This window comes from Alsobacter soli (assembly GCF_003004785.1).
Lineage (GTDB): Bacteria > Pseudomonadota > Alphaproteobacteria > Rhizobiales > Beijerinckiaceae > Alsobacter > Alsobacter soli.
The window spans coordinates 97,915-121,308 of the sequence record NZ_PVZS01000008.1; the positions used below are offsets into that span (position 1 = coordinate 97,915).

At 68.5% G+C, this 23,394-nt stretch carries 23 protein-coding genes and 1 pseudogene; 13 read left to right on the forward strand and 11 right to left on the reverse strand.

What is annotated here, in order from left to right; genetic code table 11:
- The first annotated feature begins 25 nt into the window (after positions 1-25).
- Complete coding sequence (locus SLNSH_RS09060; protein WP_245422191.1) at positions 26-556, forward strand: PQQ-dependent catabolism-associated CXXCW motif protein; 531 nt, start codon at positions 26-28, stop codon at positions 554-556.
- Between the two features lie 5 nt (positions 557-561).
- Here the strand turns inward: SLNSH_RS09060 and SLNSH_RS09065 are convergent, their stop codons facing one another.
- Genes SLNSH_RS09065 through SLNSH_RS09085 form a run of 5 tightly spaced genes read right to left on the reverse strand, consistent with a single transcriptional unit; the run spans position 562 to position 4,970 of the window.
- Positions 562-1,179, reverse strand: a complete 618-nt coding sequence (locus tag SLNSH_RS09065) for a hypothetical protein (RefSeq protein ID WP_106336351.1) — start codon at positions 1,177-1,179, stop codon at positions 562-564.
- A complete protein-coding gene (locus SLNSH_RS09070; protein ID WP_106336352.1) occupies positions 1,176-2,021 on the reverse strand; it encodes an ABC transporter permease in 846 nt (281 codons plus the stop codon). The genes SLNSH_RS09065 and SLNSH_RS09070 overlap by 4 nt, the downstream gene beginning before the upstream one ends.
- On the reverse strand, positions 2,018-2,821 hold the full coding sequence (locus SLNSH_RS09075) for an ABC transporter ATP-binding protein (RefSeq protein ID WP_106336353.1): 804 nt from the start codon (positions 2,819-2,821) through the stop codon (positions 2,018-2,020). Before SLNSH_RS09075 ends, SLNSH_RS09070 begins: the two co-directional genes overlap by 4 nt.
- Positions 2,818-3,795, reverse strand: coding sequence for a YVTN family beta-propeller repeat protein (locus SLNSH_RS09080; RefSeq protein WP_245422168.1), 978 nt, complete (start codon positions 3,793-3,795; stop codon positions 2,818-2,820). The genes SLNSH_RS09075 and SLNSH_RS09080 overlap by 4 nt, the downstream gene beginning before the upstream one ends.
- A 14-nt stretch (positions 3,796-3,809) precedes the next feature.
- A complete protein-coding gene (locus SLNSH_RS09085; protein ID WP_106336475.1) occupies positions 3,810-4,970 on the reverse strand; it encodes an ABC transporter substrate-binding protein in 1,161 nt (386 codons plus the stop codon).
- Between the two features lie 170 nt (positions 4,971-5,140).
- Between SLNSH_RS09085 and SLNSH_RS09090 the strand changes: the two genes are divergently transcribed.
- On the forward strand, positions 5,141-5,644 hold the full coding sequence (locus SLNSH_RS09090; RefSeq protein ID WP_245422170.1) for a DUF3280 domain-containing protein: 504 nt from the start codon (positions 5,141-5,143) through the stop codon (positions 5,642-5,644).
- An 8-nt stretch (positions 5,645-5,652) separates the two neighbouring features.
- Here SLNSH_RS09090 and fghA read toward each other — a convergent pair whose 3' ends face one another.
- The 5 genes from fghA to SLNSH_RS09115 form a co-directional block, all read right to left on the reverse strand.
- On the reverse strand, positions 5,653-6,498 hold the full coding sequence (gene fghA, locus SLNSH_RS09095; protein ID WP_106336355.1) for an S-formylglutathione hydrolase: 846 nt from the start codon (positions 6,496-6,498) through the stop codon (positions 5,653-5,655).
- Positions 6,499-6,583: 85 nt separating this feature from the next.
- Positions 6,584-7,162 (reverse strand): S-(hydroxymethyl)glutathione synthase, encoded by a 579-nt coding sequence (gene gfa, locus SLNSH_RS09100; protein ID WP_106336356.1) that lies wholly within the window; start codon positions 7,160-7,162, stop codon positions 6,584-6,586.
- Between the two features lie 41 nt (positions 7,163-7,203).
- Positions 7,204-8,313 (reverse strand): S-(hydroxymethyl)glutathione dehydrogenase/class III alcohol dehydrogenase, encoded by a 1,110-nt coding sequence (locus SLNSH_RS09105; protein ID WP_106336357.1) that lies wholly within the window; start codon positions 8,311-8,313, stop codon positions 7,204-7,206.
- A gap of 422 nt (positions 8,314-8,735) precedes the next feature.
- Positions 8,736-9,635, reverse strand: a complete 900-nt coding sequence (locus SLNSH_RS09110) for an NAD(P)-dependent oxidoreductase (protein ID WP_210202494.1) — start codon at positions 9,633-9,635, stop codon at positions 8,736-8,738.
- 68 nt (positions 9,636-9,703) lie between these two features.
- Positions 9,704-10,480: an HpcH/HpaI aldolase family protein gene (locus SLNSH_RS09115; protein ID WP_158266725.1), complete on the reverse strand. Its 777-nt coding sequence runs from the start codon at positions 10,478-10,480 to the stop codon at positions 9,704-9,706.
- A gap of 608 nt (positions 10,481-11,088) precedes the next feature.
- Here SLNSH_RS09115 and SLNSH_RS09120 point away from each other — a divergent pair.
- From SLNSH_RS09120 to SLNSH_RS09160, 9 genes and pseudogenes are all read left to right on the forward strand, one after another.
- Positions 11,089-12,084 carry a TRAP transporter substrate-binding protein gene (locus tag SLNSH_RS09120; RefSeq protein ID WP_106336360.1) on the forward strand — a complete coding sequence of 332 codons (996 nt, stop codon included), beginning with the start codon at positions 11,089-11,091 and terminating at the stop codon, positions 12,082-12,084.
- 60 nt (positions 12,085-12,144) lie between these two features.
- On the forward strand, positions 12,145-12,654 hold the full coding sequence (locus tag SLNSH_RS09125; protein ID WP_106336361.1) for a TRAP transporter small permease: 510 nt from the start codon (positions 12,145-12,147) through the stop codon (positions 12,652-12,654).
- 52 nt (positions 12,655-12,706) lie between these two features.
- Positions 12,707-13,993, forward strand: a complete 1,287-nt coding sequence (locus SLNSH_RS09130) for a TRAP transporter large permease (RefSeq protein ID WP_106336362.1) — start codon at positions 12,707-12,709, stop codon at positions 13,991-13,993.
- Positions 13,994-14,005: 12 nt separating this feature from the next.
- Positions 14,006-15,274, forward strand: coding sequence for a ribulose-bisphosphate carboxylase large subunit family protein (locus SLNSH_RS09135; protein ID WP_106336363.1), 1,269 nt, complete (start codon positions 14,006-14,008; stop codon positions 15,272-15,274).
- Complete coding sequence (locus tag SLNSH_RS09140) at positions 15,271-16,644, forward strand: four-carbon acid sugar kinase family protein (protein ID WP_196240228.1); 1,374 nt, start codon at positions 15,271-15,273, stop codon at positions 16,642-16,644. The genes SLNSH_RS09135 and SLNSH_RS09140 overlap by 4 nt, the downstream gene beginning before the upstream one ends.
- A 55-nt stretch (positions 16,645-16,699) precedes the next feature.
- Positions 16,700-17,104 carry a hypothetical protein gene (locus tag SLNSH_RS09145; protein ID WP_106336364.1) on the forward strand — a complete coding sequence of 135 codons (405 nt, stop codon included), beginning with the start codon at positions 16,700-16,702 and terminating at the stop codon, positions 17,102-17,104.
- Positions 17,105-17,138: 34 nt separating this feature from the next.
- Complete coding sequence (locus SLNSH_RS09150; protein ID WP_106336365.1) at positions 17,139-17,936, forward strand: SDR family NAD(P)-dependent oxidoreductase; 798 nt, start codon at positions 17,139-17,141, stop codon at positions 17,934-17,936.
- Positions 17,937-17,975: 39 nt separating this feature from the next.
- Positions 17,976-18,086: pseudogene (locus tag SLNSH_RS09155) on the forward strand (SDR family oxidoreductase); the annotation flags it as partial.
- A gap of 31 nt (positions 18,087-18,117) precedes the next feature.
- Positions 18,118-18,906: an SDR family NAD(P)-dependent oxidoreductase gene (locus SLNSH_RS09160; protein ID WP_106336366.1), complete on the forward strand. Its 789-nt coding sequence runs from the start codon at positions 18,118-18,120 to the stop codon at positions 18,904-18,906.
- A 12-nt stretch (positions 18,907-18,918) separates the two neighbouring features.
- Here SLNSH_RS09160 and SLNSH_RS24865 read toward each other — a convergent pair whose 3' ends face one another.
- On the reverse strand, positions 18,919-19,377 hold the full coding sequence (locus SLNSH_RS24865; RefSeq protein ID WP_158266726.1) for a BA14K family protein: 459 nt from the start codon (positions 19,375-19,377) through the stop codon (positions 18,919-18,921).
- Positions 19,378-19,579: 202 nt separating this feature from the next.
- Here SLNSH_RS24865 and SLNSH_RS09170 point away from each other — a divergent pair, with 202 nt between their 5' ends.
- A complete protein-coding gene (locus SLNSH_RS09170; protein WP_106336367.1) occupies positions 19,580-20,935 on the forward strand; it encodes an MFS transporter in 1,356 nt (451 codons plus the stop codon).
- A gap of 178 nt (positions 20,936-21,113) precedes the next feature.
- Positions 21,114-23,072, forward strand: a complete 1,959-nt coding sequence (locus SLNSH_RS09175; protein WP_106336368.1) for a methyl-accepting chemotaxis protein — start codon at positions 21,114-21,116, stop codon at positions 23,070-23,072.
- The last annotated feature ends 322 nt before the right edge of the window (positions 23,073-23,394 follow it).

The following is a 23,394-nucleotide window of genomic DNA, read 5'->3' on the forward strand; positions in this document are numbered from 1 at the left end:
TCACTTGATTAGCCTGCTGTTCGGTATGCTGAGCCTGGCCTGCGCCTCGGCTTACGCCCAGGACGGCCCGCCGCCGGAGCCGGAGCAGTACAGGATGGAGAACTACAGGGCGCCGACGCCGGCGACCCTGCGCGGCGCTCGCGTGCTCACGACGGAGGAGGCCGCCGCGCTGTGGCGGTCGGGCTCGGCAGCCTTCATCGACGTCCTGCCCCATCCCCCCAAGCCCCAGGGCCTGCCTCCCGGGACCGTTTGGCGGGACGAGCCCCGGCAGGACATCCAGGGCAGCATCTGGCTCCCCGACACCGGCTACGGCGCGATCGCCGCCGTGACCGAAAGCTACCTGCGGGCCGGGCTGGAGCGCGCCAGCGGCGGAGACCGCTCGAAGCTCCTGGTCTTCTACTGCATGGAGAATTGCTGGATGTCCTGGAACGCCGCCAAGCGCGCGCTCTCGCTGGGCTACGAGAAGGTTGCCTGGTATCCCGAGGGGACGGACGGGTGGAAGCGCGCCAACCTGCCGCTCCAGACGGCGCGGCCGGAGCCCCGTCCCGGCGAGTAGGGCGCCTACTCTTCCATGGCCTGCTGAATGGCGCGGCCGAGCGCGAAGATCCTCTGGTCGATGGCGACGGGCGCCTCGCAGACAAACCGGACGACGTGCCGGCGGTCCTCGAAGATGCGCGTTTCCCAGGCGAGCTGGCTGGAGAGCTGCGTGATCTTCGCCTGGTCAGGGGAGGTCGCCTCCTGCAGGTTCTCCAACTCCAGGGTATCGGAGCGGATCTTCTCCGCCTGCCGGCGCTGTTTCCGCGTGACCCGTTCGAGGCCGCTCATGACCGTTGAGCGCTCCGCGTTCAGCCGGTCGAAGAGGCCCCGGAACAGCGCCTTCCCACGTTCGGTCCTGTCCGCCGGAGCCTGCGCGAGGAAGTCGGCCGCCATCTGCTCGGCGTCGGCCAGGGGCGTGCGCCGGGCGGCGAGCCGGGCGACCATCTCGTGGATGCCGGGGTCGTCCCGCCACCGCGGCGCGAGGTCGTCCAGCGGCGGCCCGGCCCAGACGGCGGCCAGCGAGATCTCGGGCACCTTGGCCTGGCTGCAGGGCCAGTCCGGATAGCGCGGGTCGAGCGCGGCGGCGGGCCGGACGCCTGCGGCGCCCAGGACGAGGGCCATCACGATGCTGCGGCTCTTCACGCCTCTGCTCCCGTCGGCCTTCGCCGCACGAAGCCGCGAGCGGGATCGTAGGCGAAGACGGCTCCCAGAATGAACGCGACCGTGCACCCGCCGACCACGGCGAGCGACGTCCAGTTGACCTGGCCATAGAGCGCGAACCGGACCAGCTCGATCGCATGGGTGAACGGATTGAGCTCGCAGAAGCGGTACAGGATCGGGCTGCCCTCCTGCACCCGCCACAGCGGGTAGAGCGCCGAGGAGGCGAAGAACATCGGAAAGATCACGAAGTTCATCACGCCGGCGAAGTTCTCGAGCTGCCTGACGGCGGACGAGATGAGCATCCCGAGCGCGCCCAGCATCAGGCCGGAGAGGATCAGGGCCGGCAGCACCGTGAGATACCCGACCGGCGGCGCCTGGATGTCCCAGAACCACGCGATGGCCAGGAACGCATAGACCTGGAGCACCGAGACGACGGTTCCGGCGACCAGCTTGGAGCACAGCAAGAACCAGCGGGGCAGGGGGCTGACGAGCAGCGTCCGCATGTTGCCCATCTCGCGGTCGTACACCATTGACAGCGAGGACTGCATCCCGTTGAACAGCTGGATCATCGCCATCAGGCCCGGGGCTATGTAGACCTCGTACAGGATGTAGGTCTCGTATGGTGGAATGATGGATACGCCGAGCACCTGCCGGAAGCCGGCCGCGAAGATGAACAGCCAGACCAGCGGCCGCACCAGCGCGGACACGAAGCGCTCCCGCTGGTGAACGAAGCGCAGCGCCTCCCTCCAGACGATCCCGTGCAGGCACCTGGCGTATTCCGCCGGCGAGAACCCCCGCCTCGGGGTGAGAGCGTCAGGCCTCATGGCGCCAGGCTCCCGACGCCCGCGCCCGTGAGGCGCGTGAAGGCCGAGCGGAGGTCTTCGGCCCCCGCCGCGGCCACGAAGCGCGACGTCTTGCCGGTCGAAAGCACCTGACCCTGGTGGAGGACCACGAGGTCGTCCTCGGGCCGGATTTCGTCCAGCAGGTGCGTCGCCCAGAGCACCCCGATCCCGTCCTCGGCCACAAGGCGGCGCACATGCCCGAGGATGTCGGCCCGCGCCTTGACGTCCAGGCCCACCGTGGGCTCGTCGAGCAGCAGCAGGCGCGGCCGGTGCAGGAGCGCGCGGGCGATCTCCAGGCGCCGCATCTGGCCGCCGGAGAGGCCCCGGACCTTGTCCCGGCCGCGCTCGGTCAGCCCCACGCGGGCCAGCGCCTCGGCCGAGCGTTTCAGCGCTTCCCGCCGCCCCATCCCGTGCAGGGCCGCGTGGTACAGGAGGTTCTGGGTCACCGACAATTCGAGGTCCAGCGTGCGCGGCTGGAACACCACGCCCAGCAACCGGAGCGCCTCGCCGGGATGGGCCTGGATGTCGTGCCCGAACACCCGGATGGCGCCGGACTGGATCCTGAGCAGCCGGGTCGCCAGCGAGAAGAGGGTGCTCTTGCCCGCCCCGTTGAGGCCCAGCAGCGCCGCGAAGCACGCGGGCGACACGGAGAAGCTCACCCGATCGAGGGCCAGGCGGTCGCCGTAGCGGTGGCTGACGCCCTCGACCGAGAGTGCGACGGGCCCGGTGGCCTCGGCGCCTTCGATCCCGCCTGTCGGCGACTGTGCGACACATCCGTTCATTGCTGCGCCATCGCGACTCCCCAGGGAAGCTCCCCGACCTGAACCGTCTTGATGACCTTGAGGGCCGCCACGTCGATCACGGAGACGTCGTTCGACAGGCCGTTCGTCGCCAGCAGGTATTTCTCATCCGGCGTGAAGGCGGTGTGCCAGACGCGCTGGCCGACCAGGAGGTACTTGGTCACCTTGTGCGTGCCGCCATCCACAACGGCGACCCGGTTGGCGGGCCCAAGCGCGACGAAACCCGTCTTGCCGTCCTTGGTGATGCTCATGCCGACCGGCTGGACCGCCTCCCGGCGCAGCCCCGGGATGCTGAACTCGATCTTGGAGGTCACCGCCCGCTTGGCCGGGTCGATCACCGACACGGTCCCGCCGATTTCCGAAGAGACCCACAGTTCGGAGTTGTCCCGCTTGAACTCGGCGAAGCGCGGACGGGAGTCCACCAGCACATTGGCGATGATTTCGCGCGTCCCGGTATCGATGAAGTGGGCCATGTTGGTGGTTTCGGACGTGTTCACCAGCGTCTTGCCGTCGGGGCTGATGGCCATGCCCTCCGGTTCGACGCCGACGGGGACGTCTCCGACGCGCGCGCGCCTGGCGATGTCGATGAGCGTCACCAGGTTGTCGTTCTCGTTGGCGACGTAGAGGATCTTCCCCTCTGCGTCCTGGACGAACAACTCGGGGTCGGGACCGGAGGGGAGGGTGTCGGCCACCTCCTGCTTCGCCGTGTCGATCATCTGGATGGTGTCGTCGTCCCCGACCGCCACGAGGACGTATTTCCCGTCCTTGGTGACCTCGATCCCGCGAGGCCGCTGGCCGACCTTGATGGTCTTGGTGACAGCCCATTTCTCCGTGTCGATCACCGACACCGTGTTGCTTTTCTCATTGGAGACATAGGCCGTGAAAGCCTGCGAGGGCTCGCTGGCGCCGACCAGGCACACGGCCATCGATCCGAGGAGGAGACACGCTCGCCACATGGGGCAAAACTCCTTCACTTCAGCTTGCAACGGGTCTCGGGCCGGTCGACGCCCAGCGTATCGAGCTCCGACGTCTGGTGGAGGAAGCCCTCCTGCGGTGAGACGGAGACCACCATGCGGCCGTCGGCCAGCAGGATGGGCTGGCGCAGCTGGAGGTTCCAGTCCCGGAGGGTCAGGCTCTGGCCCTTGAACGCAGCCAGGGAGAAGTCCGGGGAACGCATGTAGTCGGACACCTTCCCGGGGTCGCCGGAGTGGGTGCGAGCGGCGGCTTCGCCGACCATGCGGGCCGCGGTCCATGCCTGCATGTCGAGTTCGGTCATCCGCCGGGAGTTCAGCTTCACGAACCTGTTCTGGAGCTGGATGGCGCCCCACTGGTCGTGGGCGGCGTCCCAGCTCTTGGGCACGAGGCCGGCGGAGCCCGCGACGGGGCGCGGGTCCCAGGTGCGATAGGGCAGGTAGGCCCCGAAGGTCTCGCTCTCGTCGGCGGCCACCAGCACGTCGTACTCAGGGGCGTCCTGGGTCAGCACCGGCATCTGCCGCTGGATCAGGGTGACGCCGCTGTCCGTACGGCGGGCGCCGCCCCGATCCTCGAAGACGCGTTCCGCGACGATCTTGGCGCCGAACCGCGTTGCGGCGCGCCGCAACGCGTCGGCATAGAGCCGGTCGGCCGGATGCGATCCCACCACCAGCAGCCAGCGTTTCCAGCGCTTCCAGGCGAGATACTGGGCGAGGCCATCCGCCAGCATCGAACGGGTGGGGGCGACGTGGATGACGTTTGCACGACAGTCCTCTTCGCGGAGCCTGTCGTCTCGCGCGCCCACGTTCAGGATGACGGCGCTGCGCTGGCGCACGGCATCGGCGGCCCGAAGCGTGTCGTCCGCCGACAGGTCGGTGAGGATGAACGAGACCCCGCCGTCGGCCAACGCCGATGCAGCTGCGGCGGCGTCGGCGCCATCCTTGAGCCGCACCTCTTCCAGCGTGAAGCGCTGGTCGAGAAACGCGCCCGTGGTGTTGTTGTCCTGGATGGCGAGGCGGGCGCCCGCGAGCCCGTCGTCGTCAGCGGGTTGATCCACCAGGGAGAGCGTCGACGGGAGCTTGGCCGGGCCGATATAGGCAAGCTTGATCTCGACCGGTTCTGCGGCGAGGCAAGTGGAAGCGAAGATGCAAAACGCCATCGCTCCCAGGGCGAACGCTTTCAACTGCCTCTCCCTTGCATAGGCCCGTGGGGACTGCTTCGTCGCCTTCTCGTTCGTTATGGAATCCAACCGCCTGTACAGTTGAAACAGTATGCGACCGCCTTAGATCGACTCAAGGCTGCTCCTGCGCGGCTTCCGGGAATTCTTCCATGCTGCGTATGCTTGTCGCCTGCATGGGCCTGCTGCTCGCCTGCGTGACGCAGGCGGTCGCCGGGCCGCCGAAGGTCGCCGTCTTCGATTTCGAACTGCTGGACATGAGCCTCGAGGGCGGGGCCAGGCGCGCCGATGAGCAGGAGCGGCTCGCGCGAGCCAGCCAGCAACTCCGCAAAGGGCTCGAGGCCTCCGGGCGGTTCGCCGTCGTGGACATCGCTCCAGTGAGGGATGAGGCGGCGGCAGCCAACCTGCAGGCCTGCGGAGGGTGCGACGTCCGACTGGCACGCAAGGTCGGAGCGGATCTCTCCGTCACTGGCGTGGTCCAGAAGGTCTCGAACCTCATTCTCAACATGAACATCTATGTGCACGACGCCAGCGCCGGCCAAAGAGTCGCGGCCATGAGCGTGAGCTTCCGGGGCAACACGGACGAATCCTGGACGCGTGCGCTGGACTACCTGCTGCGCAACCGCCTGCTCGCCCCCGATTACGGCGTGCACTGAAGGACCGCTTATCCGAGCCTGTCAGCGTGCCAGCGCAGATGGTCCTGCATGAAGGTCGAGATGAAATAGTAGCTGTGGTCATAGCCCGGGCGGAGGTGGAGCGTGAGCGGGATCCCCGCCCTGGCGCAGGCCTGCTGCAGCATTTCCGGTCGCAGCTGTTCGGTCAGGAATGGGTCGGCGTCGCCCACATCCACCAGAAGGGAGTCGAATCGCGCGCCGTCCTCGATCAGGGCGACCGCGTCGTGCTTGCGCCAGGCCTGCCGGTCATCCCCGAGATAACCGCCCAGGGCCTTCATGCCCCAGGGGACCTGCGAGGGGGCGACAATGGGCGCGAAGGCGCTGGCCGCGCGGTAGCGGTCCGGATTGCGCAAGGCGACGGTCAGCGCTCCATGGCCCCCCATGGAGTGGCCCATGATCGACTGGCGCGCGCGATCGACGGGGAAGTGCGCGCCGATGAGCTCCGGGAGCTCCTCGACCACGTAGCTCCACATCCGGTAGTTCCGGGAGAACGGCTCCCTGGTCGCGTCCACGTAGAAGCCGGCGCCGAGGCCAAAGTCGTACGCGCCCCCGGGGTCGCCTGGCACGTCAGCGCCGCGCGGGCTCGTGTCGGGCGCCACGAAAGCAAGGCCCAGCTCCGAGCACGCTCTCCGGAATTCGCCCTTCTCGGTGACGTTCGCATGCGTGCATGTCAGGCCGGACAGATACCAGACCACGGGCGGCCTGGCGCCCTCGCCGGCGCGCGGCGGCATGTACAGGGAGAAGGTCATGTCCGTGCCGGTGGCGCGGCTCCGGTGGCGGTAAACGCCCTGGACCCCGCCGTGCGAACGGCTGGTCGAAACAGTCTCGAGGCTCATTCTTCGGGAAACTCCGCTCGGCGCGTGCGACAGGCTTGGGCGAGGGCCGGATGGGCGGCGATCAGGCCGCCGCCCATCCAGTGCGTCAGGCGGCCACTGCGGCCGCAGCCTTGGACTTCGCCACATGGGCCGCGATCGCGTCCATCAGGGGCGGCGACAGGCAGTCATAGGGTTCGAGGCCCAGTTCCTTGAGCCGCGCCCGGATGGCCGGCATCTCATCGGGATTGACGCCGGACTCGATGACCGAAGATACGAACGCCGCGAAGGTGGGCGCCGCCGATCCGCTTTCCTCGAACAGTTCGGGATGAATGAAATCCAGCCCATAGAACGGGTGGGACTTGTTCTCGATCCGCCCGAACATGTGTGTTCCGCACACCGTGCAGGCGTGGCGCTGTATCGTCGCCGATGGATCGACGACGGCGAGCTTGTCGCCATTCTCGAGAATGGTGACGTTGTCGCGCGGCACGACGGCCACGACCGAGAAGGTCGCCCCCATGGGCTTCCAGCACTTGGTGCAACCGCAGGCGTGGTTATGCGCAACATCACCTTTCACCCCGATCTTCACGGGGCGATCGGAGCACTTGCAGACAAGCGTCCCGCCCGTGAAGTGGCCCGAGCCCTGCTGGACGCCATTGTCGACGGACGGGTGGATCTTCACACTCATAGCTCGCTCCTCCCTGTTGCTTGTTCCGTCTTGTCGCTCGGCTAGTAGACCACCACCGAGCGGATGGACTCGCCTCGATGCATCAAGTCGAAGCCTTCGTTGATCTGCTCGAGGCTGAGCACGTGCGTGATCATCGGGTCGATCTCGATCTTCCCGTTCATGTACCAGTCGACGATCTTGGGCACGTCCGTGCGGCCGCGGGCGCCGCCGAACGCCGTTCCCTTCCAGACGCGGCCCGTGACAAGCTGGAATGGCCGCGTGGCGATCTCCCTGCCGGCTTCCGCGACCCCGATGATCACCGAGACGCCCCAGCCGCGGTGGCAGGCTTCCAGCGCCTGGCGCATCACGGTCGTGTTGCCGGTGCAGTCGAACGTGTAATCCGCCCCGCCGTCGGTAAGCTGGACGAGATGCTGGACGATATCTCCGTCCAGCTTGGTGGGATTGACGAAGTGGGTCATGCCGAAGCGGCGGCCCCACTCGTCCTTGGCGTCGTTGATGTCCACGCCGATGATCTTGTCCGCGCCGACCAGACGGGCGCCCTGTATCACGTTGAGTCCGATGCCTCCCAGGCCGAACACCACGACGTTCGCGCCGGCCTCGACCTTGGCGGTGTTGACCACCGCGCCGACCCCCGTGGTCACCCCGCAGCCGATGTAGCAGGTCGAGTTGAACGGGGCGTCCTCACGGATCTTGGCGACGGCGATCTCCGGCAACACTGTGAAGTTGGAGAAGGTCGAGCAGCCCATGTAGTGGTAGATCGGCTTGCCCTCGAAGCTGAAACGGGTGGTTCCGTCCGGCATCAAGCCTTTGCCCTGTGTGGCGCGGATCGCCGTGCACAGGTTCGTCTTGCGGCTCAGGCAGCTTTTGCATTGCCGGCATTCGGGCGTGTAGAGCGGAATGACGTGATCGCCTGGCTTCACGGTGGTGACGCCGCTGCCGACCTCCCGCACGATCCCTGCGCCCTCGTGGCCCAGCACAGAGGGAAATATTCCCTCGCTGTCCAGCCCGTCGAGCGTGTAGGCGTCCGTGTGGCAGATGCCCGTCGCCATGATCTCGACGAGGACCTCGCCCGCCTTGGGGCCTTCGAGGTCGAGTTCGACGATGGTGAGTGGAGCCTTGGCCTCGAAAGCGACGGCCGCGCGTGTTTTCATTGCATTGCTCCCAGCCGAAAAGTTCAAAGGACTTTCGCTTCGAAGCTGAGTAACGCCAGGTCGTCGTCGACCGTTGACGCCGCCCCAAGTTGCTGGCGTCCTGCTTGGGGCAACCACGGTCACCGCCAGAAATCGTCAAGACGATCTGGCTCGGCGATCAGCGTGGCGGAGTACACTGCCACTGTTGGTCGCAGCATTGCACGCACGACGGGCGCGTCAAGCAAGAAGTATTCGCCTCCTGAGAGACGGGAGCGAATGCCCGATATTCGAGCGGGCCTGCTTGGGCGGCTCCATCTCGTTCGCGAAGACATGGAGCCGCCATCCAGAGGCGGAGCTTGCAGCTTCAGCTGAGGAGCGCCCGGCCGGTTCCGGTCCCACTCCGTGCCCAACGCCCCGAGGACCTCATCCCCTGCGCATGCCCGTCACTTCGAAGAGAGCCGGGGCTTGGCGACGCCGGCGGTCTCGCAGTGGGCGTCCGCCATGGCCGAGAAGTCCTTGTCGCCGTAGCCGCGGGCCCGTGCGGAGCTGAAGGCCTCCCGGGCGGCGGCCGCAAGCGGCATGGGCACGCGGGCGGCGTTGGCCGCCTCCACGATGAGGGAGAGGTCCTTGTGGGCGAGGTCGATGGCGAAGCCGGGCGTGAGATCCCCCTTCAGCACCTTGTCCGGCCAGTTGATCTTGAGCTGGCCGTTGGTCGCCGTGGTGCCGTAGAGCACGTCGAGCGTCCGCTCGAGCTGGAGGCCGAGCCCCTGGGACAGCGCCAGGGCTTCCGCGTTGAGCTGGCAGAGGCTCACGGCCAGGAAGTTGTTCACGAGCTTGGTGCGCGTGCCGGACCCGGCGGGGCCGCAATGGAAGATGGTCGTGCCCATGGCCTCCAGCAGGGGCCGGACGCGGGCGACGTCGGCTTCCTCGCCGCCCACCATGAACAGCGACTCGCCCCGCGCGGCGTGGGCCGCGAGGCGCCCGACGGGCGCGTCCACGAAGCCGATCCCACGCGCCCTGGCTTCGGCCGCGAGCGCATCGGTGGTTTCCGGAGATACGGTGCTCATGTCCATGACGACCGCGCCCTTGCGGGCCTGGGCCATGGCGCCATCGGGGCCGAGCAGCACCTGCCGGACGATGGTCGAGTTAGGCAGCATGGTGACGAGCACGTCGCAGCGCTGCGCCACCTCGCCCGGGGTGGGCGCCGAGGAGGCCTGCAGCCCCTCGAGCTCCTGCACGGCGGCCTGGTTGATGTCGTTGACGACGAGCCTGAAGCCCTTGCGGCAGAGGTTCGATGCCATGGGGCGTCCCATGACGCCCAGTCCGATGAAGCCTACTTCCATGATGCGGTCTCCCCGAGTTCACGCTTGTTGTTGCGCGCGCATGGCTGCGCGCGGACCTGCTTGATGGGTCAGGCCAGCGCGCCGGGCCGGCAGGCCTCGACAGCGCGCTTCAGGTGGCGAAGCAGCAGGCCGGCGTCGGAGCCCAGCCCGATCATCCGGAATCCCTGCTCCTGGCGCCGGGCGATGTCCTCCGGAGAGGTTCCGATCACCCCGTTGGCGATGCCCCGCTCGGTCGCCTTCGCGGCCGTGCGGAGGATCATGTCGGCCACGCCTGGGCCTTCCCACACCGCCATGTGTCCGAGGCTCTGGGACAGGTCGGACGGCCCGAAGAAGATGGCCTCCAGGCCGGGGACGTCCAGGATGGCGTCGATGTTCGCGATGGCGTCCGCCGTCTCGATCACCGGGATCACCATGGTCTCGTCGTTGGCGCAGGCGACGTAGCTCTCCACCGCGGCGCCCCACCGCACCGCGCGCTCGCCGCCGAGCCCGCGCTGGCCCGTGAGGGGATAGCGGGCGTGCCCGAAGCCGGCGCGCAGTTCCTCCGCCGTGCGGATCAGCGGCAGCAGGACGCCATGGGCGCCAAGGTCCAGCGCGCGCTTCACCGTGTCCACCGTCGTCGTGGGCACGCGCACGATCACCGCCAGGTCGGACCCCTTCGCCGCGCGGATATGATCGAGCGCGTCGCGGTAGCTGAGGCACCCGTGCTCCATGTCCACCACGATCCAGTCCACGCCGGCTTCCGCCGCGATCTCGGTGACGGTGGCGGATTCCAGGGTCACCCAAAACCCGAGAGTGGCCTGTCCCGCCTGCAACTTCGGGCGGAGCGGATTCCTGAAGGCGGTCATGGAAGCGTTGTCCTCCCTGCGGGGCCGCGTTCGACCGCCGGCGCCAAGTCTTCGCGCCGAAGATCGAGACGGCACCCTGGAATGCGGCGTTGTTTGTTTTCGCGCCTGCAACATTGCGGGCCGGTCGCGCCGTCCGGACTAGACTTCAACGGAGCCGGGCGGGCGCATAGCCCCGAGTGATCCCGGTTTTCGCATGGCGGGGCCTCGCCTGCTGCATGGCCGTGCTCCAAAGAGCCTCGATCGGGCCTCTTAAAGGCTGTTGCGGCAGCGTCAGCGGCGCCGGCCGGCCAAATCGGTTCAGTTTGCGGCGCAACATCCGCGTCATGCGTATTCGGATGAGTTCGATAGCGGGTTGCCAGCCTGAAAGCATTGTGTTCGGATGGTCTTGGGAAGAAACGCACGCAAGAGAATTCAACGAAATCTGCATAGAGTGCTGCTGGACCGGCGGGCGGCAGGCCGTCCGTTCACGGTTGGAGTAGTCCGTGCAGAAAAAACGCAACGATGTTTCTGGCGTCGGCTAGAACGACTGGTGGACCAAGACATGTCGCGTTGATCTCTGACGCGCACGACCCGGAAATCGGGCGGCGCTTCCACGAGGGAGGAACAGAATGACAGAGGATCGCACCTGCGGCGTTTCACGCCGCCAGGCCCTGGGTCTCGTCGCGGGCGCCGGCGCAGCCGTGGCCATGCCTTCCATCGCGCGAGCGGCGCAGGTGAACTGGATCGGCGCCAGCGCGGTCCCGCAGAGCGACTTCATCGCCCAGGCGCTGGATGTCTTCGCGCAGCGCGTCGGCGAACTCACCAAGGGACAGCTCGTCGTCACCAACCATCACGCCGGTTCGCTGGGCGGCGAGCGCGAGCACGTCGAGGGCCTGCTGCAGGGCTCCGTGCACGTCGCCAGCCCGGGGCAGGGACTCGTGGCCGGGTGGTACAAGCCGGCCGAGGTCTGGACCTACCCGTACCTGTTCAAGGACGTGCCGCACAAGAACCGTGTCTGGGACGTGCTGCGGGACGACTACACCGCCGACCTCGTCAAGCAGGCGAAGCTGCGCACGCTCGCGGCGATCCCGCGCATGCCCCGCATGCTCAGCTGCAACAAGGTGGTGAAGAGCCCCGCCGACATGAAGGGGCTCAAGATCCGCGTGCCCGAGACGGCGCTCTGGCGCCGCACCTTCGAGCTGATGGGCGCCTCGCCGACGCCGTTGCCGTTCCCCGAAGTGTTCACCTCGCTGAAGTCCGGCATCATCGACGGCCAGGAGAACCCGCTCGCGCTCACCTACAACGCGGGCATCTTCGAGGTGAACACGCATCTCTCGCTCACCGAGCACATGATGCAGGACAACTGCCTCATCACCTCCCAGGCGGCCTACCAGGCGCTCTCGCCGGACATGCAGAAAGCCGTGGACCAGGCCTCGCGCGACATGGAGGCGGACCTGCGGCCGAAGGTGGAGGCCGACGACAAGTCCATCCTCGACAAGATCAAGGAGAAGAAGATCGTCATCTCCGAGGTCGACAAGGACGCCTTCCGGCAATCGGTCGCCAAGATCGGCGAGGAGTTCCCGGCCGGCAAGAAGTGGGTCGACCGCATCCGCGAGATCAACTGACCTGAGCGACATGGGGACGGCGGGGTCCCCGCCGTCCTGCCAGCCTGGAGGGGTGTCGGGATGAATGGTGCGCTGACCGGATTGTGCGAACTCCTCGTTCGCGTCGCCAAGATCGCCCTCGGCGTGCTCACGGGGGCCATCGTGGCCGTGACGCTGGCGGCCGTCTGGTGGCGCTACGCCCTGAACGCGCCCCTGTCGTGGACGGAGCAGGTCTGTCGCATCTTCTTCGTCTGGATGACGTTCCTGGGCGCGGCCGTGCTCTATCGCGAGCGCCTCCATGTCGCCATCGACATGTTCGTCCTGATGCTCCCCCGGCCGGCCCGGATGGCGGTGCTCTGGTTCGTCGAGGGCCTGATCCTCGTCTTCAGCCTCGTGCTGCTGGTCTACGGGGCGAAGCTCTCGGTCGACACGCTCGACCAGACCTTCGGCGCCCTCGATATCTCGCCCGCGACCTTCTATTTCGCCGCCCCCGTGGCCGGGGCGATGATGATCCTCTTCTTCTTCGAACTGCTGCTCACGCCCGCCCGGCGCGTGGCGCTCGACAAGATCGGGGTGAGCACGAGCGTGTGACCCCGGCGACGCCGTCCACGACGGCCAGGCCCGTCCAGACAGGGAGGAAGGCTTGAGTTCCGCGCTGCTGCTTGGCTTCGTCGTGCTGATGTTGATCGGCGTGCCCATCGGGTTCGCCATGGGACTCGGGAGCCTCCTGGCCCTGATCGTTCAGGGCCAACTCCCCCTGTCCCTCCTGGCCCAGCGCGTGCTGGTCGGCGCGGATTCCTATTCGCTCCTCGCCATTCCCTTCTTCATCCTGGCCGGCAACCTCATGAACCAGGGCGGGATCACCGTCCGGATCATCTCCTTCGCCAACGCGGTGGTCGGGCGCTTTCGGGGCGGCCTGGCGCAGACGACCGTGCTCGCCACCATGATCTTCTCGGGCATCTCCGGCTCCGCCGTCGCCGACGCCACGGCCCTTGGGAAGGTGCTGATCCCGGCGATGAAGCGCAACGGCTACGGCGCGCCGTTCTCCGCGGCGCTCATGGCTTCCGCCTCCGTGAACGGGCCCATCATCCCGCCGTCGATCCCGCTCGTGATCTACGGGCTGTCGGTCGGCAAGGGGATCTCCATCGCGGCGCTCTTCCTGGGCGGCGTCGTGCCGGGCCTGATGCTCGGCCTCTCCCTGATGGCGGCCGCCTACTACATCTCCTGGAAACGCGACTTCCCGGTCTACGAGGCGGTGCCGTGGCGCGATCTCCCGCGCAGGGCCTTGCCGGCGGTCTGGGCGATCCTGATGCCGCTCATCATCCTGGTCGGCGTCACGGGAGGGATCTTCACCGTGACCGAGAGCGCGGCCGTCGCGGTGGTCTACGCCGCCTTCGTGGGCCTGGTCGTGTACCGCGACCTCAAGCTGCGGGACCTGTTCCCCATCCTGGTCCAGACGGCGCTGGATTCGGCCCTGGTCATGTTCATCATCGCGGTGGCCTCCGCCTTCGGCTACCTGATGGCGATCAGCGGCCTGCCGACCACCATCGCCCGGTGGATCTCGTCGGTGTCGACGCACCCGATCGTTATCCTGATGCTGATCAACGGGCTGCTGCTGATCGTGGGATGCTTCATGGAAGCCATCGCCGCGATGCTGATCCTGATCCCGGTGCTGGTCCCCATCGTCCAGGCTGCCGGCGTGGACCTGGTGCATTTCGGCCTGGTGATGGTGTTCAACCTGATGTTGGGCCTGCTGACGCCGCCGGTCGGCATCCTGCTCTACATCTGCGCCAACTTCGCCGAGATCAGGCTCGAGGACGAGGTGAAGGCGGTCATGCCCTTCCTGCTGATGGGCGTCCTCGTCCTCGTCCTGATCACCCTGATCCCCGGACTCGTGCTGTGGCTGCCCAACGCGGTGCTGGGTCGGTAAGGGGTGACGCGAATGGCTGACCCGGTCCGCATCGAGGCGGATTACCTGATCGAGACGGCCTACGACCCCCGGCGCGCGGCCGAGGCCATGGCCGGCGAGCAGTCGAGCGGCACCTTCGTGCCTGTCCCGGGCGAGACCCCGGAGCTGAAGGCCCGTTCGGCCGCACGCATCGAGGCCCTGGAGCTGTTCGACGAAGTCGTCCCGGTCCCGTCGCTCCCCGGGGCGGGGCGACCTGGGGGCGAGGACGTCGTGTATCGCCGGGCGCGCTGCACCCTGTCCTGGCCCATAGAGAACATGGGGCCGTCGCTGCCCAACCTGGTGGCGACGGTTGCCGGCAACCTGTTCGAGTTGCGGCAGTTCTCGGGCCTGCGGCTGCTCGACCTGCGCCTGCCGACCGCCTTCGCGGACGCCTATCCCGGTCCCTCCTTCGGCGTCGAGGGTACCCGAAGGCTGGCGAACGTCCATGGCCGCCCGCTGATCGGAACCATCGTGAAGCCCAGCGTCGGGCTCGGGCCGGAGGAGACGGCCGCGCTGGTCCAGACGCTCTGCGAGGCGGGGATCGACTTCATCAAGGACGACGAGCTGCAGGCCGACGGGCCCCATTGCCCCTTCGACCGTCGCGCCGAGGCAGTGATGCGGGTCGTGAACGCCCACGCGGACCGCACCGGCAAAAAGGCGATGGTCGCCTTCAACCTCACCGGCGACCTCGACCAGATGCGCCGGCGTCATGACCTGGTGCTGGCGCTCGGCGGCACGTGCGTGATGGCGAGCCTGAATGCGGTGGGGCTCGTCGGCATGGTCGAACTGGGCCGGCACACGCAGCTGCCGATCCATGCCCACCGTAACGGCTGGGGCGCCCTGAACCGGCATCCGCTCCTGGGGTGGTCCTATGTGGCCTGGCAGAAGATCTGGCGCCTCGCCGGCGTGGACCACATGCATGTGAACGGGCTCGCCAACAAGTTCTGCGAGGACGACGACAGCGTCATCGCCTCGGCGCGCGCGTGCCTGACCCCGATGTTCGAGGCGAAGCCCTGCACCGTGATGCCCGTGTTCTCGTCGGGGCAGTCGGCCCGGCAGGCCGACGGCACCTTCCGGGCGCTGGGCTCCACGGATCTCATCTTTGCGGCGGGAGGCGGCATCATGGCCCATCCGGACGGGCCCGCCGCCGGCGTGGCCAGCCTGCGCGAGGCCTGGGAGGCGGCGATGGCGGGTATCGACCCGGCGACGCACGCCCGAGCCCACCCGGCGCTCGCCCGGGCCCTGGAGACCTATGGCGGATGAGCGTCGACGTGCGCGACAGGCTGCCGGATGGCCTGCTGATCGCCTTCTATGGCGACGACTTCACCGGCTCGTCCGCTTCCATGGAGGCGACCGCCTTCGCCGGGCTGCCGACCGTTCTGTTCCTGGCGCCGCCCACCCCCGAGCAGTTGTCTCGGTTCGCGTCCTACCGGGCCATCGGCATCGCGGGCGTGGCCCGGTCGCAGAGTCCCGCATGGATGGACGAGCGCCTGCCGCCAGTCTTCCGCGCGCTGCGCGACCTCGACGCTCCGGTGGTCCACTACAAGGTCTGCTCCACCTTCGACTCCGCCCCGCATGTGGGCTCCATCGGCCACGCCATCGATCTCGGCGCGCCGATCCTGGGCGGGACCTGGCGCCCGCTGGTCGTGGCCGCGCCCGACATGGGACGCTACCAGGCGTTCGGCAATCTCTTCGCGGCAGTGGACGGCCGTGGATATCGGCTCGACCGGCATCCCACCATGGCGCGCCATCCCGTGACGCCCATGGACGAGGCGGACGTGACCGTGCACCTGGCGCGCCAGACAGAGAGGCCGATCGGCCTGGTCGACTTCGTCGCCATGAAGCAGGGGGAGGGCGACGCCGCCCTGGAGCGCGCCCGTGCTGCCGCCGACATCATCGCGTTCGACGTGCTCGACGACGAGACGCTGGCCGAGACCGGCCGGCTCATCTGGGAGAACCGCGGCGAGCGCATCTTCGCCATCGGCTCCCAGGGCGTCCAGTTCGCGTTGCTGGCCCACTGGCGCAAGGTGGGGCTCCTGGCGGGGCCGCCCGGTCCGTTCAGGGCGGCCCCGGAAAGGCGGATCGCCTGCGTCTCGGGCTCCTGTTCGCCGGTCACCGCCGGGCAGATCGCCCACGCGGAGCGCCACGGCTTCGAGCCGATCCGCATCGATCCGGGCCGCGCCGTGGACTCCGTGGCCTGGAGCAGGGCGGTCGGGGAGGCGACGGACCGGGCGCTTGCCGCCGTCGGCGCCGGCGGGTCGCCCCTGGTCTTCACGGCGTCCGGGCCGGACGACCCAAGCGTGCCCGCCATGCGGGAGGCGATCGCCGCCAGCGGCGCCTCGGCGGCGGAGGTCAACGCCCGGGTCGGCGCAGGCCTCGGGCAGATCCTCCGGGACGTCCTACGCGCCTCCGGCCTGCGCCGCGCCGTGATCGCGGGCGGCGACACGTCGGGCCATGCGGCGCATGAACTCGGGCTCTACGCCCTCACCGCGCTGGCGCCCATCGCCCCTGGTTCACCGCTCTGCGCCGCCCATTCCGACCACGCGAGCGGCCAGGGGCTGGAGATCGCCCTCAAGGGCGGCCAGGTCGGCCGGGCGGATTTCTTTTCGGTCGCCCGCGATGGGGGCGGCTGAGCAGGCGGCCCAGCGCGGGGCAGGGCTCCGCCAACAAGTCGAAAGGGGAGGACCAATGAGCTGTCATCGCGAAGTGATCGGCGAAAAAGGCCAGTTCAAGATCGTCCTGATGGACTCGATCTCCTACGCCAATTCCGGGGACGGGGGCGTCTTCGCCGTGTCGGGCTCCCATGGCGGGCGCAGCTCCGGCGACATCACCTCCGCGCTGCCCGTGGTGGGGGCGATCTTCAACGATGCGGGCGTCGGCAAGGAGGACGCGGGCATCGCCGGGCTTCGCGCCCTCGACGAGAAGGGCGTCCCCGCGGCGGCCGTGAGCTCCACCAGCGCGCGGATCGGCGACGCCCGGGACACCTGGCGCTCCGGCGTCATCTCCCACGCGAACAACAGCGCGCAAAAGGCCGGCATCACCGTCGGCACACGGGTCGAGGACGCGCTCACCGCGTGGCTGCGGGCCCGCTGAGGAGCCAACGAGAAACGCAACGAGGGAGGCCGCAGTGGCAGGACGTCTGGAAGGCAAGGTCGCGATCGTGTTCGGAGCGGGCTCGGTCGGGCCGGGCTGGGGCAACGGCAAGGCTGCGGCCGTGCAGTTCGCGCGCGAGGGCGCCATCGTGGCCGCCGTCGACCTGAATCTGGAGGCCGCGCGGGAGACCTGCGGCATTATCGGCTCGGAAGGACATGCCGAAGCGTCGGCCCATGCGGCCGACGTGACGCAGTCGGATCAGATCAAGGCGGTGGTGGATGCGGTGGTAGCCCGGCACGGCCGGGTCGACGTCCTGCACAACAATGTCGGCCTGCCCAAGATGGGCGGCCCCATCGAGCTCAGCGAAGAAGACTGGGACTTCGCGATGGCCGTGAACCTGAAGAGCATGTTCCTGACCTGCAAGCATGTCCTGCCGCACATGCTCGCCCGGAAGAAGGGCTCGATCACCAACATCTCGTCCATCGCGGCGATCCGGTGGACGGGCTACCCGTACCCCGCCTACTACGCGGCCAAGGGCGGCGTGAACCAGTTTACGGTGGGCCTGGCGCTTCAGTACGCCGCGCACAACATCCGGGTGAACTGCATCATGCCCGGCATGATGAACACGCCCCATATCCACCAGAATATCAGCGGCCAATACGCCGACGCGGACGAGATGGTCCGCAAGCGCGACGAGTCGTGCCCGATGGGCGTCATGGGCACCGGCTGGGACATCGCCAAGGCGGCGGCCTTCCTGAATTCGGACGAGGCCCAGTACATCACCGGCGTGTGCCTGCCGGTGGACGGCGGCATAAGCGCCCGGTGCGCCTGATGAGCGGGGAGCCCGACGACTTCGGCGGACGCGCGGACCGGCAGGCCCGGCGAGATCGCGGAGGCCATCGCCTCTCTCCTGTCGGACCGGGCGAGCTTCACCACGGGACACGGCATGGTGGTCAGCGGCGGCGCCGTCATGGAGCCCTAGCCGCGTCCACCCGAACGCAGGGAGGCTGAAAATGATGCTGAAGGACAAGGTCGCCGTCGTCACCGGGGCGGCGCGCGGGATCGGGCTCGCCACGGCGACCCTGTTCGCGGAGAACGGCGCGAAGGTGGTGATCGCCGACATCAACGGCCATGGGGCCCTCGAAACGGCGAGGCGCCTGGCCGACGAAGGCCGCGACGCGATCGCGTTCCACGTCGACGTGTCCGACGAGGCGGCCGTGCAGGCGATGGTGGACGGCGCCGTCGACGCCTACGGCCGTATCGACGTGCTGGTCAACAACGCCGGCGTGAGCATCAACCAGCTCTTCCTCGACACGGTCCTGGAGGACTGGCGCAAGGTCCTCGACGTCAACCTGACCGGCGCCTTTCTCGTCGCGCAACGCTGCGCGCGGGTGATGGCCCGGCAGGGCTCGGGTCGGATCATCAACATCTGCTCGCTCTCCGGCCAGCGGGGAGGGGTGGGGCGCGCCGCCTACGGAGCGGCCAAGGCGGGGCTCGAGCTCCTGACCAAGGTCATGGCGGTGGAGCTCGCCGAAAAGGGGATCAACGTGAACGGCATCGCGCCGGGGCCCATCGACACCGAGATGGCGCGGGTGATCCACACCCAGGCGACCCGCGAGGCCTATCTGCGCATCATCCCGCAGCATCGCTACGGCGCCATGGACGAGATCGCCAAGGGCGCCGTGTTCCTGGCCAGCGGCATGGCCGACTACGTCAACGGCCACATCCTCAACATCGACGGCGGCATGCTCACGGCGGGCCTGATGTACGCCTTCGACCAGCCGCCGTCGAAGTCGTTCTGAGCCGGACCGGACTCACTGCACCCGGCAGGGCATCACGCGGCCCTCCCGCGTCTTGAAGGTCTGCGTGGTCGGGTCGTAGCTCTTGTAGTGGTCGCAGCCGGCATAGCCCTTGGGATAACGCGGCGCAGCCGAGTCTGGCGCGGCGGCCGTCGCCGGAGCTTCGGGCGCTGCCGCGTCCGCCGCCTGGGGCGCGGCAACCGTGGGAGCAGGAGCGGAGGGCGCCGGCGAAGCGGGCGCCGTCGCGGTGGGCGGAGCAGGGGCGGCCGGCACCGGCGCGGGAGCAGGGCGGGCGACGCGGGCAGGCGGCGTATCCGCGCGCGGGATCGGCTGCGGCGCATAGGGGCGCTCCATGGCGGGCCCGATCTTCTTGGGCTCGGTCTTGGCGCCCGGCGTCACCCGGGACGCCACAAAGAACAGCCCTCCCGCCAGGACGGCCAGCGCGGCGATCAGGATCGCAATGGTCTTCAACATGAACTCTCCCTTACGACCGAACAGGTAACGGCTCACGGCGGGATGGTTCCCGGGACGGCCGCCCAGCCGCGCTCCCGCGGGCTCGCGCGCAGACCCGATCCTGGTGGGACCTAGGAAGTGTCCTATAACCGGCGCACCCAGACTGGTCAGCGCCCGCCTTCGCCCGCAGGTGGAGCCCAGGCAAGCAAGCGAAGGCTTCGGAATGCAGCCCATCCAGGATCGCGACGCGGACGGACTCCCGACCCCGCGACGCTATTTCGCGGCGGGGGCCCTGCTGGCGGCCATCGTGCTGGCCGTTCTCGACGGGGCGATCGCCAATGTGGCGCTGCCGACCATCTCGTCGGTCCTGGCGGTCTCGCCCGCGGATTCGATCTGGGTGGTCACCGGCTACCAGGTGGCGCTCGTGATGGCGCTGCTGCCCTGCGCCGCCCTGGGGGAAAGCCTCGGGTACCGACGCGTCTTCGTGGGCGGCGTCGTGCTGTTCACGGCGGCTTCGGCCTTGTGCGCCTTCTCGCCGTCGCTGCCCTGGCTTGTGGCGGCCCGCTTCCTCCAGGGCTTGGGCGGCGCCGCGGTCATGTCCCTGATCGCGGCCTTGCTGCGCTTCACCTACCCGCACCAGATGCTCGGGATCGCCATCGGCTGGAATGCGCTGGCCGTCGCGCTTTCGTCGGCCGCCGGGCCAACGCTGGGCGCGGCGATCCTCTCGGTCGCGAGCTGGCCGTGGCTGTTCGCGGTGAACATCCCGGTCGGGGCCGTGGTCCTGCTGGCGTCACACGCGCTCCCGGAGACGCCAGGCTCGGGACGGCGGCTCGATCTGTTCAGCGTCGCCCTCAACGCCGGCGTGTTCGGCCCCCTCGTTGTCGGCGTCGACCTGCTCACGGAGAATGCCGCCATCGCCCTGGGCCTCATCGCGGTCGCGGCCGTCAGTCTCATCGCCCTGATCCGGCGCGAGGCCCCGCGCGAAGCGCCGCTCATCCCGATCGATCTGCTGCGCAGCGGGCCGTTCCGGATCTCGGTGATCGCGTCCGTGTGCTGCTTCACCGCGCAGATGGCGAGCTATGTCGCGCTGCCCTTCTACCTGCAGCACGGCCTCGGCCAGAACGCCTTCATGACCGGGCTCTACATGACGCCCTGGCCTCTCACCGTCGCCCTGGCGGCGCCCATTTCGGCGCGCCTCGCCAACAGGGTGTCGACCGCCTGGCTCTGCGCCGCCGGCGGCGTGTGCCTCAGCGTCGGGCTGGCCCTGGCCGCGGCCTGGCCGCTTCACCGGGGGCTGCCGCCGCTCGTCGTCTTCACCGTGCTGTGCGGACTGGGCTTCGGCTTCTTCCAGACCCCGAACAACCGCAACATGCTGTTGTCGGCGCCGCGGGAGCGGGCGGGCGCCGCCGGAGGCATGCAGGGCACCGCCCGCCTGGTGGGCCAGACCACAGGCGCCATCATCATGGAGCTTCTCTTCACCGTCACGAGATCCGAGGGCGCGCCGCGCATCGGACTCGCCATCGGCGCCGCCCTTGCGCTCGCGGGCGGGCTCGTCAGCACCCTGCGGATCGGCCGGTGATGCAGGACCTAAAAAGGGGCTCGATGCCGCGCACAGGGGAGGCGCACGAAACGCGGGCGGACCTGACCTGCAACCTTTGCGAGCTTACTCGGTCATCTAAGTACTCTTACGTGCCGTCAATTTAACCGGCGCTCAACCGCCAGGCCCGAAGTTTCGGGATCAGTCTGGCGGCCAATGGATGTCGGTTCTTCGCGAGAGACATAGGCAATTTCTGCGGGTCGCGCTCATCCCCTTGGGCGCCGGCCTGTTTGGGGCGTCCATCGTCGTCGCGGTTCTTGTCGCCTTTCAGGTCCTTGGCCGTCCGCTGGTGATCGAGAGCGCCAAGTCGCGGGCCGCGGAACTCGCCCTCCTGGTGTCGGAGCACACCCGCCAGAGCATGACCGCCGCGGCGGTGGTGGCCGGCAGCATCGCCGACTATGTCCGGGACACCGGCATCAACGACGAGGCTGGCTTTCAGACTTATCTGTCCACCCAGGCGGTATTCGAGATGCTCCGCAATCGCGTCGCGGGCGTGCCCCAGATCGACGTGCTTTCGCTCGTGGACAATGCCGGCCGCGTGGTGAACTTCTCGCGCAGCTTCCCGACGCCCCAGATCGACCTGAGCGAGCGAGACTACGTGTTGGCGCACAAGGCCGATCCGGGCCTGGTCCAGTTCATCAGCAAGCCGGTCCGCAACAAGGGCAACGGGGAGTGGACCTTCTACCTCGTCCGCAAGCTGTCCTCGTCCACGGGCAGGCCGCTCGGGTTGGTTCTCGTCGGGCTGAAGACCAGCTTCTTCACCCAGTTCTTCCAGGCCGTCCGCCCAGGCGACGCCGAATTGTCGCTGCGGCGGATGGACGGCGTGCTTCTGGCCCGGTTCCCCGAGATGGAGCATGCGTTGGGAACGGCCGTGCCCGGCTCTCACGCGATGACGGCGCTGGACGCCCCCGGACGAGCCGTCTTCATCACGAAACCGCGGACCACCAACCCAGCCGATTCGCGACCCCGCGTGATCACGGCGCGGGCCTTGGACGACTTTCCCCTGCTGGTCACGATGACGCTCAACGAGTCCGCGATCTTCGAGGGGTGGACCACCATCCTGAAGGTCGTGCGCGCGGTCGCGGCCGTCCTGATCCTTGTCCTCGCCCTGGGGATCGCCTTCATCGTCCGGCTGCTCCTGCGACAGCGGGACGCCCGCCACGCCCTGGCCCGCGCGCGCAACGAAGCCAGCACGACCCAGAACGAACTCGCCGCTCGCGACCGGATCGAGGCCGACCTGCGGCGCAGGGCCGAGCGTCGGGAGGCGGCGCTTCGCTTCGCAGCTGATCTGAACCATGCCGTCGAGAAGCTGGACCAGATGGCCGCGTGCTTCACCGACGTCACCGGCCAACTCACCGTCTCGGTCACGCACTCCCAGCGGTCCTCCGCCGGGGTGGCGGCGGGAGCTCTGGAGGCCTCGGCTCGCGTGTCGGAAGCGGCGGACACGGCCGAGGCCCTCTCGCGGGCGGCCCAGGACATCGCCGAAAGTTTGACCAGCACGGTGCAGCACTTCGAACTGGCCAGCGTGGACGCGGAACAGAGCGACGCGGCGGTCGCCGAGCTCGCCTTTGCGGCGGAGCAGATCAAATCCGTCTCCCAGGCCATTCGCGGGGTGGCTGGGCAGACGAACCTCCTGGCCCTGAACGCGTCCATCGAGGCGGCGCGCGCCGGGGAGGCCGGCCGCGGCTTTGCAGTGGTGGCGGCGGAAGTGAAGGCGTTGGCTGAGAAGACGGCGCACCTGACGGCGGACATCAACGTGCAGATCGAGACGACGCGGGCCGCCAGTCTGGCGTGCATCGCGGCGCTGCGGCGCATCCGCTCCCGCATCGAGGATGCCGAGGACCTCAGCCGCCAGGTCGACCGGTTCAAGGACAGCCAGATGACGGCCGCCCAGGGCCTGGCCTCCAGCATTCGCTCCGCGGCCAGCCGGGCCCGCGAGGTTCATGAGCACGCCGACGAGGTGCGCGAGGCCGCGACGATCACGGAGGACACGGCGCGCGCGGTCGCCGCACTCGCCCTGGCGCTGAAGGACGAAGCGCACCGCCTGCGGGCCGAGACCCTGCTCTTCGTCCGCCAGGAGGGCGAGGGCAGCGCGGAGCCCTGCCGCGGCCAGGGATAGCCAGCGCTTTGCGCCAATCAGCGCCGAGCGGCGCGGCCGTGGCGATTCGCACGTCGGAAAGGGAACAGTTCCTCCCAAACCAAGTTCTAGGCCAGACTTGAAAGAAGCACCCGTTCGGCGTCGTTGTCAGGAGTAACGCCGATGAGGATCTCAAAGGCTGCCCTCGCCTTGGTTCGAGGACTGTGCGCGCTGGCGTTTCTGGGCGCTTGCGTGTCCTCCGCCTGGTGGGCCTGGACCAGCGCCACACCAGGGTTCGAAATGGCGAACCCTGGTGTGGCCGTGAATGCTCCAGCGCAGCGGGTGGAAGATCCAGCCTCCGCCG